Origin of the sequence: Hydrogenophaga sp. (assembly GCF_965657535.1) — a bacterium.
Taxonomy (GTDB): domain Bacteria; phylum Pseudomonadota; class Gammaproteobacteria; order Burkholderiales; family Burkholderiaceae_C; genus Hydrogenophaga.
Window position 1 is genome coordinate 233,581 of the sequence record NZ_CBFHOP010000002.1, and the last position, 17,066, is coordinate 250,646.

Annotated in this window: 14 protein-coding genes; 6 read left to right on the top strand and 8 right to left on the bottom strand. The window is 61.8% G+C overall.

Annotation, left to right across the window (positions count from 1 at the left end; genetic code table 11):
- The first annotated feature begins 17 nt into the window (after positions 1-17).
- Positions 18-2,438 carry a penicillin-binding protein 1A gene (locus tag ACTG4K_RS03885; RefSeq protein ID WP_439112877.1) on the top strand — a complete coding sequence of 807 codons (2,421 nt, stop codon included), beginning with the start codon at positions 18-20 and terminating at the stop codon, positions 2,436-2,438.
- On the opposite strand, the gene cyaY is transcribed toward ACTG4K_RS03885, so the two are convergent.
- Positions 2,428-2,757: an iron donor protein CyaY gene (gene cyaY, locus ACTG4K_RS03890; protein ID WP_439112878.1), complete on the bottom strand. Its 330-nt coding sequence runs from the start codon at positions 2,755-2,757 to the stop codon at positions 2,428-2,430. The two genes, ACTG4K_RS03885 and cyaY, sit on opposite strands and share 11 nt — an antisense overlap.
- Before the next feature lie 12 nt (positions 2,758-2,769).
- On the opposite strand from cyaY, the gene lptM reads away from it, so the two are divergent.
- Together lptM and lysA are read left to right on the top strand one after the other, a co-directional pair.
- The gene (lptM, locus tag ACTG4K_RS03895; RefSeq protein WP_439112879.1) at positions 2,770-2,985 is read left to right on the top strand and encodes an LPS translocon maturation chaperone LptM; all 216 of its coding nucleotides are present in this window, start codon (positions 2,770-2,772) and stop codon (positions 2,983-2,985) included.
- A gap of 85 nt (positions 2,986-3,070) precedes the next feature.
- Positions 3,071-4,360, top strand: a complete 1,290-nt coding sequence (gene lysA / locus ACTG4K_RS03900; protein WP_439112880.1) for a diaminopimelate decarboxylase — start codon at positions 3,071-3,073, stop codon at positions 4,358-4,360.
- A 40-nt stretch (positions 4,361-4,400) separates the two neighbouring features.
- Here lysA and ACTG4K_RS03905 read toward each other — a convergent pair whose 3' ends face one another.
- The 5 genes from ACTG4K_RS03905 to ACTG4K_RS03925 all read right to left on the bottom strand — a co-directional run bounded on the left by ACTG4K_RS03905 (position 4,401) and on the right by ACTG4K_RS03925 (position 10,531).
- Complete coding sequence (locus ACTG4K_RS03905) at positions 4,401-5,009, bottom strand: sulfite oxidase heme-binding subunit YedZ (protein WP_439113138.1); 609 nt, start codon at positions 5,007-5,009, stop codon at positions 4,401-4,403.
- Between the two features lie 99 nt (positions 5,010-5,108).
- Positions 5,109-6,113 carry a protein-methionine-sulfoxide reductase catalytic subunit MsrP gene (msrP, locus tag ACTG4K_RS03910; RefSeq protein ID WP_439112881.1) on the bottom strand — a complete coding sequence of 335 codons (1,005 nt, stop codon included), beginning with the start codon at positions 6,111-6,113 and terminating at the stop codon, positions 5,109-5,111.
- A gap of 119 nt (positions 6,114-6,232) precedes the next feature.
- Positions 6,233-7,594, bottom strand: a complete 1,362-nt coding sequence (ccsB, locus tag ACTG4K_RS03915; protein WP_439112882.1) for a c-type cytochrome biogenesis protein CcsB — start codon at positions 7,592-7,594, stop codon at positions 6,233-6,235.
- Entirely contained in the window at positions 7,591-9,732 is a 2,142-nt protein-coding gene (locus ACTG4K_RS03920; protein WP_439112883.1) for a cytochrome c biogenesis protein ResB, read from the bottom strand. The genes ccsB and ACTG4K_RS03920 overlap by 4 nt, the downstream gene beginning before the upstream one ends.
- A 184-nt stretch (positions 9,733-9,916) precedes the next feature.
- Entirely contained in the window at positions 9,917-10,531 is a 615-nt protein-coding gene (locus tag ACTG4K_RS03925) for a c-type cytochrome (protein ID WP_439112884.1), read from the bottom strand.
- A gap of 164 nt (positions 10,532-10,695) precedes the next feature.
- Here ACTG4K_RS03925 and yihA point away from each other — a divergent pair, with 164 nt between their 5' ends.
- Positions 10,696-11,466: a ribosome biogenesis GTP-binding protein YihA/YsxC gene (yihA, locus tag ACTG4K_RS03930; protein WP_439112885.1), complete on the top strand. Its 771-nt coding sequence runs from the start codon at positions 10,696-10,698 to the stop codon at positions 11,464-11,466.
- Positions 11,467-11,515: 49 nt separating this feature from the next.
- Here the strand turns inward: yihA and ACTG4K_RS03935 are convergent, their stop codons facing one another.
- Together ACTG4K_RS03935 and ACTG4K_RS03940 are read right to left on the bottom strand one after the other, a co-directional pair.
- Entirely contained in the window at positions 11,516-12,439 is a 924-nt protein-coding gene (locus ACTG4K_RS03935) for an LpxL/LpxP family acyltransferase (RefSeq protein ID WP_439112886.1), read from the bottom strand.
- 23 nt (positions 12,440-12,462) lie between these two features.
- The gene (locus ACTG4K_RS03940; protein ID WP_439112887.1) at positions 12,463-13,338 is read right to left on the bottom strand and encodes a lysophospholipid acyltransferase family protein; all 876 of its coding nucleotides are present in this window, start codon (positions 13,336-13,338) and stop codon (positions 12,463-12,465) included.
- A gap of 192 nt (positions 13,339-13,530) precedes the next feature.
- Between ACTG4K_RS03940 and metK the strand changes: the two genes are divergently transcribed.
- Complete coding sequence (metK, locus tag ACTG4K_RS03945) at positions 13,531-14,712, top strand: methionine adenosyltransferase (protein WP_439112888.1); 1,182 nt, start codon at positions 13,531-13,533, stop codon at positions 14,710-14,712.
- A gap of 269 nt (positions 14,713-14,981) precedes the next feature.
- Positions 14,982-17,057 (top strand): PAS domain-containing sensor histidine kinase, encoded by a 2,076-nt coding sequence (locus ACTG4K_RS03950; protein ID WP_439112889.1) that lies wholly within the window; start codon positions 14,982-14,984, stop codon positions 17,055-17,057.
- Positions 17,058-17,066 lie beyond the last annotated feature (9 nt).

The window sequence follows — 17,066 nt, forward strand, 5'->3', positions numbered from 1 at the left end:
AACGACAGATCTTCCGCATGCCCAAAGACGAACGCGCCGCTCCTAAAAATTATTCCTCCCCAGTATCTGCGGGACGTGTGTTGGTCATCTGGATCGGTCGCCTTGCGGTGGGTCTGGCCGGACTGACGGTGGCTGCTGGCGTGGGGCTTTTGATGGCGATCGGCATCGCATTGGCTGTGGCCTACCCAAACCTGCCCGATGTGGCCGACTTAGCCGACTACCGGCCCAAACTGCCGTTGAGGGTGCTCACGGCCGATGGACAGTTGATCGGCGAGTTCGGCGAAGAACGCCGCAACCTGCTGACGATCCGTGAAATACCGGACGTGATGAAGAACGCCGTGCTGGCGATTGAAGATGCACGGTTTTTTGAGCACAGCGGGGTCGACTACCGCGGCATGATGCGCGCTGCGCTGGCCAATTTGGGGCAAGCCAAGAGTCAGGGTGCTTCAACCATCACGATGCAGGTGGCCCGCAATGTGTATCTTTCAGCGGAAAAGAGCTACACCCGCAAGATTTACGAGGTGTTGCTCACGTTCAAGCTGGAGCACATGCTGACGAAGGAACAGATCCTTGAGATCTACATGAACCAGATTTTTCTGGGACAGCGCGCTTACGGCTTTTCCACGGCCTCCCAGACCTACTTTGGCAAGCCATTGAAAGATGTGACGGTTGCAGAAGCAGCGATGCTGGCTGGCTTGCCCAAGGCACCGTCTGCTTACAACCCCGTTAGCAACCCCAAGCGTGCACGCAGCCGCCAGCTGCACATCATTGACCGCATGCTCGAAAACGGCTTCATCACCGAGGCAGAGGCCGATGCCGCGAAAACAGAGCCACTCAAGTTGCGCCAGACGGGTGTTCAACCCACCATTCATGCCGAATTTGTGGCTGAAATGGTGCGCCAGGCCATGGTGGCGCAATACGGGGAAGAGGCTTACACGCGCGGGTTGAATGTGACCACCACATTGCGCTCCCGGGAGCAGCAGGCGGCTTACCGCGCCGTGCGCGAAGGCGTGCTGGACTACGAACGGCGCCAGGTTTACCGGGGTCCTGAGTTGTTCGTCGATTTGCCATCGAACAAAGCCGCACGGGACGATGCGATTGATGACGCACTGAACGATCGACCCGACAACGGCGACCTGATGTCAGCCGTGGTGCTGGAGGCCAGCGCCCGCCGGGTTGTGGCGGTTCGGCAAGATGGCGAGCCGTTTGAAATCGCGGGTGAGGGCCTGCGTCCAGCGCAGTCAGGCTTGTCCGACAAGGCTGGGCCCAACATCAAAATTCGCCCGGGCGCCGTGATCCGCGTTGTTAAAAGCGGTGAAAAAAGCTGGCGTATCAGCCAGTTGCCGGAAGTGGAGTCGGCCTTCGTGGCGCTAGACCCACGCACAGGTGCCATTCAGGCCCTGGTGGGCGGGTTCGACTTTCAGAAAAACAAGTTCAACCACGTGACGCAGGCTTGGCGCCAGCCCGGATCGAGTTTCAAGCCTTTTATCTATTCAGCGGCGCTGGAAAAGGGCGTTTCGCCCATGACTGTGATCAATGATGCACCCTTGTTTTACAGCGCCGGTCAAACGGGCGGTAAGCCCTGGGAGCCCAAGAACTATGACGGCCGTTTTGAAGGTCCCATGTCGGTACGCCGCGCCCTGGCCAAGTCCAAAAACATGGTGTCGATCCGTGTGCTGCAAGTCGTGGGCACGCAAAGTGCTCAGGAGTGGGTCTCGCGCTTCGGGTTTGACGCCGAGAAGCACCCCCCGTACCTCACGATGGCGCTGGGCGCGGGCTCGGTCACGCCCATGCAAATGGCCGCAGGCTACGGGGTATTTGCCAACGGCGGGTACCGTGTTTCGCCCACGCTGATCACCCGCGTTGTGGAGCACAAAGGCAAGGTGCTTTTTGAGGCACCCACGGTCGAGCTCGCGGCGTCGCAGCGCGCCATCGACGAACGCAATGCTTTCGTCATGAGCAGCTTGATGCAAGAGATCACACGCACCGGGACGGCCGCCCGCGCACAGGCCACGCTGAAGCGCCCAGACCTGTATGGAAAAACCGGCACCACGAACGATTCGGTGGATGCCTGGTTTGTGGGCTACCAGCCGACCGTGGTGGCCGCCGCATGGGTAGGCTACGACACGCCACGCAATCTCGGTAGCCGCGAAACGGGTGGCGGACTGAGTTTGCCGATCTGGATCAGCTACATGGCTGAAGCGCTCAAAGACGTGCCGGTGGCCGAGTACACGCCGCCCTCTGGCTTGATCAATGTGGGAGGGGAATGGTATTTCGAAGAATTCGGGCCTGGCAACGGGGTTCGAGGATTGGGTTTGAGTGACCCCCTACCGGGTGCTGCGTCTGGCGATCCGTCTTCGCCCGATCAAGCTGGCAGCTCTGAACCCGCGATGGAGCCAGAGGACCGTCGCAGCATTCTTGACCTGTTTAGAAACTGAAAACCAGCGGTAAACCGGCCTGTTCGCTGGCATAGCGCGAAAGGCTGGCAAAAAACTCACCCTGGCCCTTGGTGTCCATCCAGGCGGCGCCGTCGTACTGGTAATGGAAACCACCCGCGCGGGCGGCCATCCACACCTCGTGCAGCGGTTTTTGCAGGTTGATGATGATCTGGCTGCGGTTGGCAAAGGTCAATGTGATCATGCCCCCCACGCGCTGGTTGTCGATGTCGGCATCGGTGGTGTCGTTGATGCGATCGCAGGTGAGCTCAACGGCCCGCAGCAGCGCCTCGGCGCGGTCCTGAAATTCAATGTCGGTCATTACAATGGGCTCATGTTGGATTTGCACCGAATTCTAGGCGCCACTGCAAGGGCAGGGAGACCACTCGTCCTTGCCGCCCTGCTGGGCGCCGGGTTGCTGCTGTCGGGCTGCGGCCAAAAGGGCCCTCTCTTTTTGTCACCGTCCGCCAGTGCATCCCCGCAGGCAACAGATGTTCCCAGCAGCACCGCGAACACGGACCCCACCAACGCCACCACCACCGGGCGCTGACCGCCACCGCCACACTTGCCGGGCCGCTTCATGCCGATCAGCAACCCTGGTTAGCCGCCCCACCCTCTCAGCGAAAACCCCCTTTATGCCCACCACTTTCGGCGCTGTGCCCGCGACACTCCCCCCGTTTTTCACGTACCAGAACGGACAACTCATGGTCGAAGGCTTGGCGCTGAGTGCGCTGGCCCAGCGACACGGCACACCGCTCTTCGTTTACAGCAAGGCCGCCATTCTGGCGGCCTTGGGCGCTTACCAGCGGGGCCTGGCAGGCCGCGCGCACCAGATCTGCTACGCCATGAAGGCCAACTCAACACTGGCTATTTTGCAAACCCTGGTACGTGCCGGATGCGGTCTGGACATCGTATCGGGCGGCGAACTTGAACGGGCGCTGGCCGCAGGGGTAGAGCCCTCCAAGGTCATTTTTTCGGGCGTTGGCAAGACCCGTGCTGAAATGCGCCGGGCCTTGGACGTGGGCATTGGCTGCTTCAACGTGGAGAGCCGCGCCGAGCTGGATGTGCTGGACGAAGTGGCGAAAAGCATGAGCCTGCGCGCGCCGGTGAGTGTGCGCGTGAACCCCAACGTGGACGCCAAAACACACCCCTATATTTCTACCGGTCTGAAAGGCAACAAATTTGGCATTGCCCACGAGGACGTCGTCGCCACCTACCGCCACGCGGCGTCGTGTGCGGGCCTACGGGTGGTGGGCATTGACTGCCACATTGGTTCACAAATCACCCAGGCCGACCCGTACCTGGACGCGATGGACCGCATTCTGGACTTGGTGCAAGCGATTGAAGCCGCAGGCGTGCCCATTGCGCACATTGACTTTGGTGGTGGTCTGGGCATCGACTACAACGGCGACACGCCCCCCGAAGCCGACGAATTGTGGCTGCGCCTGCTGCGCAAACTGGACACCAGAGGCTATGGCGACCGCAAGATTTTCATTGAGCCCGGCCGGTCGCTGGTGGGCAATGCGGGTGTCTGCGTGACCGAGGTGCTGTACCTGAAGCCGGGTGAGCAAAAGCATTTCCTCATTGTGGACGCGGCCATGAACGACCTACCCCGTCCCGCCATGTACCAGGCGTTTCACCAGATCGTGCCGCTGGCACCCCGCACCGGGCCCACCGCCGTCTGGGACGTGGTGGGCCCGGTGTGCGAAAGCGGTGACTGGCTAGGACGCGACCGGGCGTTGGCCGTGCAAGCGGGCGATTTGCTGGCGGTGATGTCGGCCGGCGCCTATTGCATGAGCATGGCCAGCAACTACAACACCCGGGGCCGTGCGGCGGAACTGTTGGTGGACGGGGAAACCGCCACCCTCATCCGCGCACGGGAAAGCGCCACCGACCAACTGCGCTTTGAAAGCCTGCTGCCCTGACGCACCACGGCACAAGCGGCCAGGCAGCACAGAACCCCCATTAGGCCGGCGGCCGGCGGCCGTAGCGCCGCCACAAACGCCAGCCCAGCAATGCGCCCAGGATGGCTGCGTAAACGGCCACTTCATTGAAATCGTTCTTGCCACTGCGCATCCAGAAAAAATGCAACACCGCCAGTGCGGCAACCACATGCACACTGCGGTGCAGCAGCTGCCAACGCCGGGCACCCAAGGCACGTATCGCGCGGTTGAATGACGTGGCGGCCATGAGCAACAGCAGCAACCAGGCGGTCGTACCCACCAGAATGAACGGACGTTTGATCACATCCAGCACCATAGCAGCCGGGTCAAAACCCATGTCAAACCATGCATAGGCCAGCAGGTGCATGCAGACATAGAAGAACACGAAAAGGCCCAGCATGCGCCTAAAGCGGGCCAATGCAGGCCAGCCAGCCAGCACACGCAATGGGGTGATGGCCAGCACCAGCACCAAAAAACGCAAGCTCCAGTCACCCAGCGAGCGGATCAAGGCCTCTGCCGGGTTGGCGCCAAGCTGATCAGCCACCGCCGCCCACAACAACCAGGCGAAGGGCAGGCAAGCCAGCACGAACACCACCGGTTTGGCTATGGGGTGCGTCAGGCAACGGTGCACAGCAGAGGCGCTGGCGCTGCGCTGGCCAGCGGGGTGTCTCGCGGCCGCCACGGCTTCAAAAGCCAACAGGCACCAGCCGCCCCGAAGCGCTCACCTGCATCAAAAGAGCTTGCGCAAGTCCATGCCGGCGTACAGCTGCCCCACTTGCGGCTCGTAGCCGTTGAACATCAGGGTCTTTCGGCGTTTGGCAAACAAGCCGCCCTCTTCGCCGATGCGACGCTCGGTGGACTGGCTCCAGCGGGGATGTGACACGTCGGGATTCACGTTGGAATAAAAACCGTATTCCTGCGGTGCCGCCACGTTCCAGGCGGTTCGCGGCTCCTTGTCGGTGAAGCGAATTTTGACCAGTGACTTGCCGCTTTTGAAACCATATTTCCAGGGCACCACCAAACGGAGCGGCGCCCCGTTCTGGTTGGGCAACACCTCGCCATACATGCCAAAAGCCAGCAGGGTCAGCGGATGCATGGCCTCATCGAGCCGCAGACCTTCGGTGTAGGGCCAATCCAACCCGCCCGAGGCGAGCCCGCGCATGGTCTTGGCATCGGCCTGGGTCACAAACTCCACATACTTGGCGCTACCCTGTGGCTGCACCTGTTTGATGAGCGCGGCCAACGAATAGCCCACCCACGGAATCACCATGGACCAGCCTTCGACACAGCGCAGGCGGTAGATGCGCTCCTCCATGGGTGCGAGCTTGAGGAGTTCCTCCAGCCCGTAAGTTTTGGGCTTGTTGACCAAGCCCTCCACCGACACCGTCCAGGGGCTGGTCTTGAACGCCTTGGCATAGGCGGCGGGATCCGACTTGTCGGTCCCGAACTCGTAGAAGTTGTTGTACGTGGATGCGTTTTCGTACGTGGTCACCGTCTCAACGGTGCTGGCGCCCACCACCGGCGAACGGGTGGCATTCAGTGCGGCCAGCCGGCCCGGGCGGGGAACGCTCGCCTGGGCCAGCGCATCGCGCGAGGCCCAACCGGCCAAGGCCGCACCACCAGCACCCAACGCCAGCCGCTGCAGCAGGGCACGCCGTCCGACGTAGTCAGACGGCGAAGTGATGTCACTGGGAACGGGGTACTGGAACCCGTTGTGGTTAAGGCGAATGATCATGAGTAGCTCCTGGGTTCCAAATGAGTCTTCGGAACAGGATCATTCTTACAAAGTTCCTGCCATCTGGTGCGCAGGAAGCTGGACAACCCCTGAGCACCAGAGGCAGCCCAGCTTGTGGGTCACAGTTCGCCGTAGCTGTGCAGACCTGAGAGGAACATGTTCACACCCAGGAAAGCAAACGTGGTGATGGCCAAGCCCACCAGCGCCCACCAGGCGGCTACCGTGCCGCGCAGGCCCTTCATCAGCCGCATGTGCAGCCAGGCCGCGTAGTTCAGCCAGACGATCAGCGCCCAGGTTTCTTTCGGGTCCCAACTCCAGTAGCCACCCCAGGCCTCTGCAGCCCACAAAGCGCCGAGTACAGTGGCGATGGTGAAGAAGGCAAAACCTACAGCAATGGCTTTGTACATCACGTCGTCCAGCACTTCAAAGCTGGGCAGGCGCTCGGCAATCCGACGGCGGCCGAACAGGATCGCCGCCACGACGAGAGCAGAAATACCGAAGTAAACGAACCAATAACTGCCACCTTTTTCGAGCGCCGACTGGCGGAACACCAAGGGCTCCAGACACAGCACGATACCCAGCAGCCACAAAGGCGCCAGCTTGTACCAGCGGGTCTCGGAGGCGCTTTGTTTGATCAGGTAAGCAAACGCCAGCATGGCGGCGATGGCGAAAGTGCCGTAGCCCACAAAGTTGGCCGGCACATGCACCTTCATCCACCAGCTCTGCAGGGCAGGCACCAGGGGCTGAATGGCATGGGCCTCACGCACCAAGGTGTACCAGAGCAGAAAGCCCACCGCAGCGCTCACCACCAGCATGGAGAAAGCACCCATGGAACGGGTCTTGTACTGGTCTTCGTAATAGAGATAAAAAAGCGTCGTCATCCAGCAAAACAGGACAAACACTTCGTAGAGGTTGCTGACCGGAATGTGGCCAATGTCCGGGCCAATCTGGTGGCTTTCGTACCAGCGCACCATGGTGCCCACCAGCGCCAGCGTCACGGCCACCCAGGCCATGCGCGAACCCAGGGACTCGAAGGCATCGCCAGCCCGGGTCAGCATGCCCACCCAGTAAAAGATGGTGCTCATGAAAAAGAGCACGCTCATCCAGAGAATCGCGGACTGGCTGGAGATGAAGTACTTGAGCAGGAACGCCTGATCAGCCCGCGCCAAGTCAGCCGTACCCTCGGGCGTCTGGTACAACCAGATAGCCAGCAAAGCCAGCGCACCCACCACCACAGAAAGCAGGCGCAAAGGACGCCAAAACCAGCCTAGCCAGACCATGGACGGCACGGCACCGACCAGAATGGCCTTTTCGTAGCCGTTCATCGCATGGTCGTATTGCAAAAACGCCCAGGCGGCGCCGGCCACAAGGATGGCCGCGAACAGCCAGTCCCACAGGTTGCGGCGGGCAAAATAACCCGGCGTGGCGCCGGAACCGTTGTTCTTCAGCTCAATGGTGCGGTTCGCAGTGGCAGTGTTCATGGGTTCACCTTCAGCAATTGGCTCTTCAAAACTTCAAACTCTTGGTCAGATTCCATCGTCTTGCGGTTGGACGACAGCGCCATCTGGGCCTGTGACGCGCGTTCGCCAGCTGGCGACAACCACACCCACACCCGCCGCTCGCGCACGTACAGCATCGCAAAAACGCCCAGGATCAGCAACAGACAACCCAAGTACACAATATTTTGGCCCGGCGCGCGCGCCACCTGGAAGACGCTGGCCTGCACATGCTCAAAGTCTTTGAGCTGGAACGTCATGGGTGCGGGGTAGAAAAATGCGTCGCTCAAACTGATCACGGACGTGGTCATGAAACGCTGGGTGGTTTCGTTGCGCTCCAGCGGCGCCAAACCAGCGCGTTCGCGGCTGATCTGCATCAGTTCGAACAACGTGCCATTGAGGATGCGCACCAGCACGTCGCTGGCCCGCTCGCGCTCGCCCTCGGGCACATTGACCTCCAGAAAAGCCGACACCGCTTGCAAGCCGCCCTTCACCGTTGCGCGGCCCTGTGTGTCCGCAGCGGGCGCGTCCACCGCTTCAGCCCCGGCAAACAGACCGATTGCGCGGCTGGCAGACGCCTGCAGCGCTTCGGCCAGTTCAGGCCGGCCCTCTTCCACCGCCGACACGGCGTAGCGGCGCACCGCCAGGTCACGCATGACAGGGTCGGCCAGCGCCGAACGCAGGCGCACAAAATCGTCCATGCTGTCCTGCGCATCGGCCGGCACACGCAGGTACCGGAACGGCTCCGACGGCGTGTCGCGCATACCCAGCAGGTACATGCGCGCGCCGTCCAGCTCCATGGGCAGCATGTAATTGTGGTACTCGACCGCCTGGCCCGCGGCGTCGCGCAACTTGTAGGTGATGCTGGGGCCCACGTTGCGCAGCGTTTTTTCAGTCACCGTCTTGTGACCCGAGCCGAGGCGGCTCTCGATGGACGTCCGCAGGTCCACCTTGCGCACGTCCACACCAGAAGCACCCGCCACCTCCGCAAAGTTCTCCACGTTGATCACCCGCAGCCCGGTGTATTCCAGCGTCATTTTGTCGTCGCCATTGGTCAACGCGCTGGTACTGCCGATCACGCCGGAAACCTCAAAGGCCTTGGCAGGGCCGTTGATGGGCATGGCCTGCAGGGTGACTTTGGAGCCACCGTCGTCAAAGCTCGACTGGTAAATGTTGATGCCGCGGTGGCTGGCAGGGTGGTTCACCTCGACGCGCGCCTCCTTCTTCTCACCCGTTTCATGGTCGTGGATGACGATGTCGCTGGCAAACAGCTTGGGCATGCCTGTGTCGTAATACTCGACGATGAATTTCTTCAGCTCGACAGAGAACGGCAGGTCTTGCAGGATCACGCCGGTCGGTTGAGCCAAGATGGCCGTGCTGGCGGTGGTGCCCTCGGTCACCAGCAGGTTGCCCCTGAACGTGGGGTTGTTGGCTGACAAGCGGTGCTGAACCGGCACATCGGCGATCAGGCCGCCACCGGTGAACGGCGTTTTACCGTTGAACAGCATCTGGGTGCGAACGATGAGGTCTCCGTCCAGCAGGCCACCAATACACACCAGCACGATGGCGCTGTGCGCGGCCAGGTAACCCACTTTGTTGGCCACGCCTTTTTTGGCGGCCACCATCCAGCCGGTACCGCCAACGGTGTTGCGCGATTGCAACTTTACCTTCCAGCCAGCACCCAGCAAAGACTGGCCGATGCGGTTGGCGGCTGCTTCAGGAGCTTCGCTCAAAGCGGCTTCGGCGCGGCTCGGAAATGCCTTGAGACTTTGCTCGCGGATGTTTTCTTTGTAGGCCTTGAAGTCCGAAAAAATCTTGGGCGTGTTGCGGATGATGCACAGGCTGGTGCTCAAGACCAAAAAGGCCAAAATCAGCAAAAACCACCAGGCGCTGTAGACCGAAAACAGGCTGGCGCTGCCAAACACATCGGCCCAGAAAGGACCGAATTGGTTCACATAGTTGTTGGCAGGCTCATGTTGCTTGACCACGGTGCCGATCACCGAGGCGATGCAGATCACCGTCAGCAGCGAGATGGCGAAACGCATGGACGACAGCAGTTCCACCATCTCGCTGGCCACGCGCGAGCTGGTTTTGATCTGCATGCCTTGGGTGGAGACGGTCATGAAAAAAAGCTGAAGGTGAAGGGCAACAAAAAGGGCGGGTCTGGTTACCCCAGAACTCGCCCTGATGTGATGTGATTTTTGGTCAGCGGTTCAACGCAAAAGAGGTTTCTTTTGCATTGTGACGTTAAATATTAACGTTTGCTTATATCCCCGCCCGTTGCGGGGACTTGACCCAGACCGAAGCTCAGCGCAGTCCGGCGATGTAGTCGGACACCGCCTTGATCTCAAGGTCGTTCATCTTGGCTGCAACACCGGTCATCTGTGCGTTGTTGTTGCGCGCGCCGCTTCGGAAAGCATTCAGCTGGCTGGCCGTGTACTCCGCGTGCTGACCCGACAGACGGGGGTACTGCGAAGGAATGCCCGCGCCGTTGGGGCTGTGGCAACCGGCACAAGCGGCGATCTGGCGGTCGGCAATGCCGCCGCGGTAAATGCGCTCGCCCAGTCGCACCAGGTCTTTTTCTTGCGCAAAGCCGGTCTTGGCTTTTTGGTCCGCCAGCCAGAAGGCGATGTTGCGCATGTCATCATCGGACAGTGCGGTTGCAAAACCCTTCATGATGGCGTTGTCGCGCTTGCCCGACTTGAACTCATGCAATTGCTTGATGAGGTACTCGGGGTGCTGCTGTGCCAATGTCGGGTTGATCGGCGTGGTCGAATTGCCGTCGGCGGCGTGGCAGGCCACACACACCTGGCCATACAAGGCCGCACCTTTGGCCAAATCGGGCTTGGCCGATTGGGCATAGGCGCTGAACGACAGGGCTGCAGCGGCAGCGGCGCAAAGGAGTGAAACAGGCAATTTCATGTCTGGGCTGACGTCGGTGGCGACGGGTTCGGTTGAAGAGATTCGCGGTAGTTTTGTTCTAAGCCCATCAATTTTACAATGCCCCACCGGGAAAACCCCAAATGACCCAACACCACACTCCAGCCCCCCCCTCCGATTCGCCGTCCCATGACGCCCCGGCCGCCATGGCCGAACAACCCAACGCTGGAAAAAACCAGGTGCCCGCCACCGTGAACCAGGTGCCCGCCACCGTGGAGGCCAAGATTGCCCATGGCTGGCTGCACACCGCCCGCTTCCTCACCACCGCTCCGCAGCTGGAACACCTGCCGGCGCTTGACCTCCCAGAAATTGCCTTTGTCGGGCGCTCTAACGCGGGCAAGTCGACCTGCATCAACACACTGACGCAGCAAAAACGGCTGGCGTTTGCATCCAAAACGCCGGGTCGCACACAGAGCATCAACCTATTTTCACTGGGCAAGCAGGGCGTGCACGACGCGGTGCTGGCCGATTTGCCGGGCTACGGCTATGCGGCCGTGCCCCGCGAAGCCAAGCTGCGCTGGCAGCGCGTGATGGGCAACTACCTGATGACCCGCGAAAACCTGACAGGCGTGGTGTTGCTGATTGATCCGCGCCTGGGCATGACCGAGCTGGATGAAATATTGCTCGACGTGATCCGACCGCGCGTACAGGCTGGCCTGAAGTTCTTGGTGCTGCTGACCAAGTCGGACAAGCTCAGCCGCTCCGAAGCGGCCAAAGCCCTGTCGATCGCCAAGCTGCAAAGCGGTGGCGGTGAGGCCATGCTATTTTCAGCCCTGAAAAAGCAAGGGCTTGATGAGGTGGCTCAATTGCTCTGGCAGTGGTCTCACGCACCCACCAAAAATGCCAAGGGTGAGGCGGCTGAACCCGACGCCGACGTTGATTCGGATCAGGAACCCGAGCCCGAGTCACTCGACTGACTTTTGTGGACGAGCCGGGCTTTGCCGAGCTCTGGAGCCAACCGGGGTTTCAGTCCTGGCCGTAAACCGGGGGCTCGCCCGGCGGGCGGGTCTTGAAACGCTTGTGCACCCAGTAATACTGCTCGGGCATGGTCTGGATCATGGTTTCCAGGCGCTGGTTCATCAGGGCGGTGTCGGCCTGCGCGTCGGGCCCCGGGTAGTCCGGCCAGGCGGGCAACACCTCCACGTCGTAGCCCCAAGGGGTGATGCGGCTGACCACCGGCACCACCTTGGCCTGCCCCAGACGCGCCAGGCGGGGCAGCGTGGGCACAGTGGCGGTTGACACCCCAAAGAACGGCACAAACACCGACTCCGAGGGCCCCATGTCCATGTCGGGCAGCAAATACAGCACCTCCGACGCCCGCACCGCCTGCACCACTGGGCGCAATCCTTGGTGCTTACCGACCAGTTTCACAGCGCCATAGCGCAACCGGCCTGCGCGAATCCAGCCGTCCACCGCCTCGTTGGCTTGCTCGGCGTACACGCTGATGAATGCCCTGGGCGCAAAAAGCGCGAGCGCGGTGCCGCCGGCGTCCAGCCCCACAAAATGCGGCGCAAAGATGACCGTGGGAGCATTGCCCTGCAATTCATCGGTAGCGCCGACCAGGCGCAAACGCGTCCGAACCTTGGCCTCGTCGGCTTCCCAGAGCCAGCTGCGGTCGAGCCAGGCCTGCACAAAAAACACAAAATGCTGGCGCACGGCACGGTTGCGCTCGGCTTCACTGTCGTGCGGAAAACACAGCGCCCAGTTGGTGCGTGCGATGCGTCGGCGGCGCCCCGCCACCCCATGCAAGAGCTGGCCAACCAGCCAGCCTAGCGAACGAACCCAGGGCAAAGGCAGGTGCGCCAGCAGGCGCATGAAGCCAAGGCCTAGACGGTTCACCCAGCCCACGCGGGGTGTCGGATCGGCAGGAACGGGAGAAGAAGTCGGCATAAGGGATGGCTTGCGGTGGGAAGTCAGTGGCCGGTGCCCGGCTCAGCGCCCTTGGCACCGGCAGGTTTTTTGTAGCGCGCATAAGACCACAGGTATTGCTGCGGGCATTCGCGCACCAGCGCTTCCATCGCGTGGTTGATCTGTTGCGCGGCCTGTGTGGCGTCGGTGGCCATGGGCGCCATGTGGGTGGGGTCAAAGGGGCGCACGTGCACCAGGAAACCGCGCCCCCAGCTCAGGCGCTCGCCCCAGATCAACACCGGCTGCGCCTTGGCGCTGTGAACCAGGCGGGCTGAGAGCGTCATGGTGTAGGCGTCGCGGCCAAAAAAGGTCGCCCAAACGCCCTGCCCCTCGGGCGGCACCTGGTCGGGCAACAAACCCACCGCCTGCCCCGACTTGAGCGCCTTGATGAGTTGTTTGACGCCCGCGAGCGTGGTGGGCGCAGTGTGCAAGCCCGGCCGGTTGCGGGCGTTGGCCACCAGATCTCGCAGCCACGGCTGGCGCGCCGGGCGGTACAGCACCGTGATCGGCATGTGTTCACCAAACCGCTCGGCCAGCGCCTGCGCCGTGATTTCAAAGCAGCCCAGGTGTGGCGTGAGATACAACACCCCCACACCATGGGCCTGCGCGGCCTCGATGTGCGCAGCGCCTTCCCAGCCCACGCGCACCGGGCGACCCAGCCACAAACGGGGCAGCTCCGCCACCATCTTGCCAGCCTCGCCCACAGAAGCCAGGACCACGCCCACAGAAAAGCCGCCCTGGCGTACGTTGTCGAGCAAACGGCGGCGGTAGCGCCCCGACAACAGAAAGCTCAGCCAGCCCAGCAGCCAGCCCCCGGCGTGCAACAGCGGGAGCGGCAACTTGCTCAAGAGCACAAAGAGAAAACGGATGAAAGCGTCCACGGCACAGCCAAAACATGGCCCCACAGGCTCGGTGCCTTGGAGCAACAAAGAACAACCGCGACAAAAGCTTGATCTAAAATCGCGTCATCGCCGAGTTACTGAACTAATTGCGGGGCGATTCACAAATTCCGCTAAAGCGTTCGCCGAACTCTGACAGACCGGCAACGCCGATCCACCAACTTTGGAGTTTATATGGCGAACGATTTCCTCTTCACTTCCGAATCCGTCTCTGAAGGCCACCCCGACAAGGTGGCTGACCAGATTTCCGACGCGATCCTTGACGCGATCTTTGCGCAAGACCCCCGCAGCCGCGTGGCCGCCGAGACGCTGACCAACACCGGTCTGGTGGTGCTGGCCGGTGAAATCACCACCAACGCCCACGTGGACTACATCCAGGTGGCGCGCGACACGATCAAGCGCATTGGCTACGACAACACCGAATACGGCATTGACTACAAAGGCTGTGCGGTGCTGGTGGCTTACGACAAGCAAAGCAACGACATTGCCCAAGGCGTGGACCATGCTTCAGACGACCACCTGAACATTGGCGCCGGCGACCAGGGCCTGATGTTTGGCTACGCCTGCGACGAGACGCCCGAGCTGATGCCTGCGCCCATTTATTACGCCCACCGCCTGGTGGAGCGCCAGGCCCAGCTGCGCAAAGACGGCCGCCTGCCTTTCTTGCGCCCCGACGCGAAGAGCCAGGTGACCATGCGTTACGTGGACGGCAAGCCCCACAGCATCGACACGGTGGTGTTGTCCACCCAGCACAGCCCCGACCAGTCCGAGACCCCGACCAAGATGAAGGACAGCTTCATTGAAGCCATCATCGAAGAAATCATCAAGCCGGTGCTGCCCAAAGAATGGCTGCAAAACACCCGCTACCTCATCAACCCAACCGGCCGTTTTGTCATTGGTGGCCCGCAGGGCGACTGTGGCCTGACCGGGCGCAAGATCATTGTGGACACCTACGGCGGCGCCTGCCCGCACGGCGGCGGCGCTTTCAGTGGCAAAGACCCCAGCAAGGTGGACCGCTCCGCGGCTTACGCGGCGCGTTACGTGGCCAAAAACATCGTGGCGGCCGGGCTGGCCAAGCAGTGCCAGATACAGGTCGCCTACGCGATTGGTGTGGCCAAGCCCATGAACGTGACGGTGTACACCGAGGGCACGGGCGTGATCCCGGACGAACAAATTGCCGCCTTGGTGAACGAACACTTCGACCTGCGCCCCAAAGGCATCATCCAGATGCTGGACCTGCTGCGCCCGATCTACCAAAAGACCGCCGCCTACGGCCACTTTGGCCGCGAAGAGCCCGAATTCACCTGGGAACGCACCGACAAGGCCGCCGCCCTGCGCGCCGCCGCCGGCCTCTAACACGGCGGGCAGGGTTCCAGGCGGGCCAGCCACTGCGGCCTGCGCAACACAGCCGCACCCTGGCAGCCGCCCAAAAAAAAAAGAGCGCACCCGCAAGTGAGCGACCTTTCAAAAAAGCCCCTGGCCTGTGCGCAGGGGCTTTTTGGTTGTCCCTTGCGAGGGCTGGCGAGGGCCAAAGGGTAACAAGCCTGAATTTTCTCTAAAGACTTCCGATAACCCATGTACGGACTTTTACAGCCGTGCATTGCAACGATCTGGAGCCTTGAAACATGGACACCTCTTTCCAACCGGAACAGACCGGCGACGCGCATACCGATCTGGAGCGACGGGTTGACGAACGGACACGTGACCTCCAGCAAGCGCTCGACCAAGCGCAATCGCTTTATGAACACGCCCCCTGCGGCTACCTGTCGCTGGACGCCAACCACCGGTTCGTCAAACTCAACGAGACCTTGCTGGGCTGGCTGGGCTACAGCCGGGAAGAGGCGCTCGGTCAGCTCGATATTTTTGACCTCATCGACCCGTCATGGCGCCCGGTGATGCAAGACCGCCTGGAGATCCTGCTGCAAAGCGGGCGCACCGAGGCCATGGAGATCGAGGTGCGCCGCAAAGACGGCAGCCGCTTCCATGCCCTGTTTTCTTCGACGGCGGTGCGCGACGTCGAAGGCAACTTCGTGCACAGCAACACCATGCTGGTCGACATCAGCGAGCGCAAAGCCGCCGAACAGCGTGTGGTGGCTCACGAGGGCTTCCTGCAAACCATTACCGACCGCATTCCTGCCCGCCTGGCCTATTACGACAAAGACCTGATCTGCCGCTTTGCCAACACCGCCCACGCCTCGCGCTACGGCAAGCTGGCCAGCGACATGGTGGGCTCGCACCTGAGCCAGGTGGTGCGCCCTGACCTGCTGCCGGAAATCTTGCCGCGCGTGGCTGCGGCGCTGAGCGGACAGGTGGAAACCTTTGAAGCCGAGCGCGTGGCCAGCGACGGTACCCGCAACTACTACGAGATTCACTACATCCCCGACTTTCAGCAAGGCGTGGTGGAAGGCATCTTCATTGAATTGCACGACATCAGTGAGCGCCGGCGCACCGAAGAATTTGTGCTCGACGCCAACCGAGACCTGGAAGAGCGCGTGCGCGAGCGCAGCGCCGAGCTGTTCCAGAGCGAACAGCGCTATCGCCTGATGGTGGACGCCATTCAGGACTACTGCATTTACTTCATCGACGAATCAGGCCTGGTGACCGACTGGACCGAAAGCGCCCAGCGCCTGCACGGCCACCGCCGCTCGCAAATGGTCGGCCGTTCGTACCAGACCCTGCTGTCCACCGACAACGCGGGCGAGGACGAGGTGGACCCCGGCCAGGTCTTGCGCCTGGCCAAGGCCCATGGCCAATGGGAAACCCGTGGCTGGCGCCAACGCGACGATGGCTCGCGTTTCTGGGCCCACACGGTGTTGACCGCGTTGCGCAACGAGGCGGGCGAGCTGCAGGGCCTGTCCAGCATCACCCGCGACATGACTGCTGCCAAGAGCCTGGAGGACGTGATGAACGACCTCAACCGCGAGCTGGAAAAACGCGTGGCCGAACGCACCCAGCAGCTGGTGGCCGCCAACAAAGACCTCGACGTGTTCTCGCACATGGTCTCGCACGACCTGCGCGCGCCGCTGCGCCACATCGCCAGTTTCGTGAGCTTGCTGCAAGAGCAGTTGGGCGGGTCCAGCGACAAACTCGTGACGCAATATCTGAACGCCACGTCCAAGGCCAGCAAGCGCATGAGCCACATGATTGAGGGCCTGCTGGAGTACGCGCGCCTGGGCCGGGTGGCCATCGAGTCGCAGCCCGTGCCGCTGGCGCCCTTGCTGGAAGGCGTGATGGCCCACCTGCGCCAGGAAAATCCCGGTCGCAACATCGAATGGGTGATCGAGGAAGACCTGCCCATCGTGCGCGGCGACGCGATGCTGCTGGCGCAAGCCTGGAGCAACCTCCTCAACAACTCGGTGAAATACACCCGGCCGCGCGAAAAAGCGCGCATTGAAGTGGGCTGGAAGGTCAACCCTGTGGGCGGCCGCACTTTTTATGTGCACGACAACGGCGTGGGCTTCGACCTGGAAAAGGCGCACAACCTGTTCGTCATGTTCCAGCGCCAGCACCATTCCATGGACTTCGAAGGCACAGGCACCGGGCTGGCACTGGCGCAGCGCATCATCGAACGCCACGCCGGGCGAATCTGGGCCGAGAGTGCGCCCGGCCTGGGCTGCACCTTCTATTTCACCTTGCCTTTTGAGGGACTCGAGCCCGAACTGGACTTTCCTCGCTCCTCCTTGGCTGAACTCACCATCTGAAAGCCGCAT

Bases quoted from the DNA above. Each gene is read 5' to 3' on its own strand.
- lptM (WP_439112879.1), top strand. From the start codon at position 2,770: ATGTTGGATTTGCACCGAATTCTAGGCGCCACTGCAAGGGCAGGGAGA.
- msrP (WP_439112881.1), bottom strand. From the start codon at position 6,113: ATGATCATTCGCCTTAACCACAACGGGTTCCAGTACCCCGTTCCCAGT.
- ACTG4K_RS03935 (WP_439112886.1), bottom strand. From the start codon at position 12,439: ATGCCGACTTCTTCTCCCGTTCCTGCCGATCCGACACCCCGCGTGGGC.
- ACTG4K_RS03925 (WP_439112884.1), bottom strand. From the start codon at position 10,531: ATGAAATTGCCTGTTTCACTCCTTTGCGCCGCTGCCGCTGCAGCCCTG.
- ACTG4K_RS03920 (WP_439112883.1), bottom strand. From the start codon at position 9,732: ATGACCGTCTCCACCCAAGGCATGCAGATCAAAACCAGCTCGCGCGTG.
- ACTG4K_RS03950 (WP_439112889.1), top strand. From the start codon at position 14,982: ATGGACACCTCTTTCCAACCGGAACAGACCGGCGACGCGCATACCGAT.
- metK (WP_439112888.1), top strand. From the start codon at position 13,531: ATGGCGAACGATTTCCTCTTCACTTCCGAATCCGTCTCTGAAGGCCAC.
- cyaY (WP_439112878.1), bottom strand. From the start codon at position 2,757: ATGACCGACATTGAATTTCAGGACCGCGCCGAGGCGCTGCTGCGGGCC.
- ACTG4K_RS03885 (WP_439112877.1), top strand. From the start codon at position 18: ATGCCCAAAGACGAACGCGCCGCTCCTAAAAATTATTCCTCCCCAGTA.
- yihA (WP_439112885.1), top strand. From the start codon at position 10,696: ATGGCCGAACAACCCAACGCTGGAAAAAACCAGGTGCCCGCCACCGTG.
- ccsB (WP_439112882.1), bottom strand. From the start codon at position 7,594: ATGAACACTGCCACTGCGAACCGCACCATTGAGCTGAAGAACAACGGT.
- lysA (WP_439112880.1), top strand. From the start codon at position 3,071: ATGCCCACCACTTTCGGCGCTGTGCCCGCGACACTCCCCCCGTTTTTC.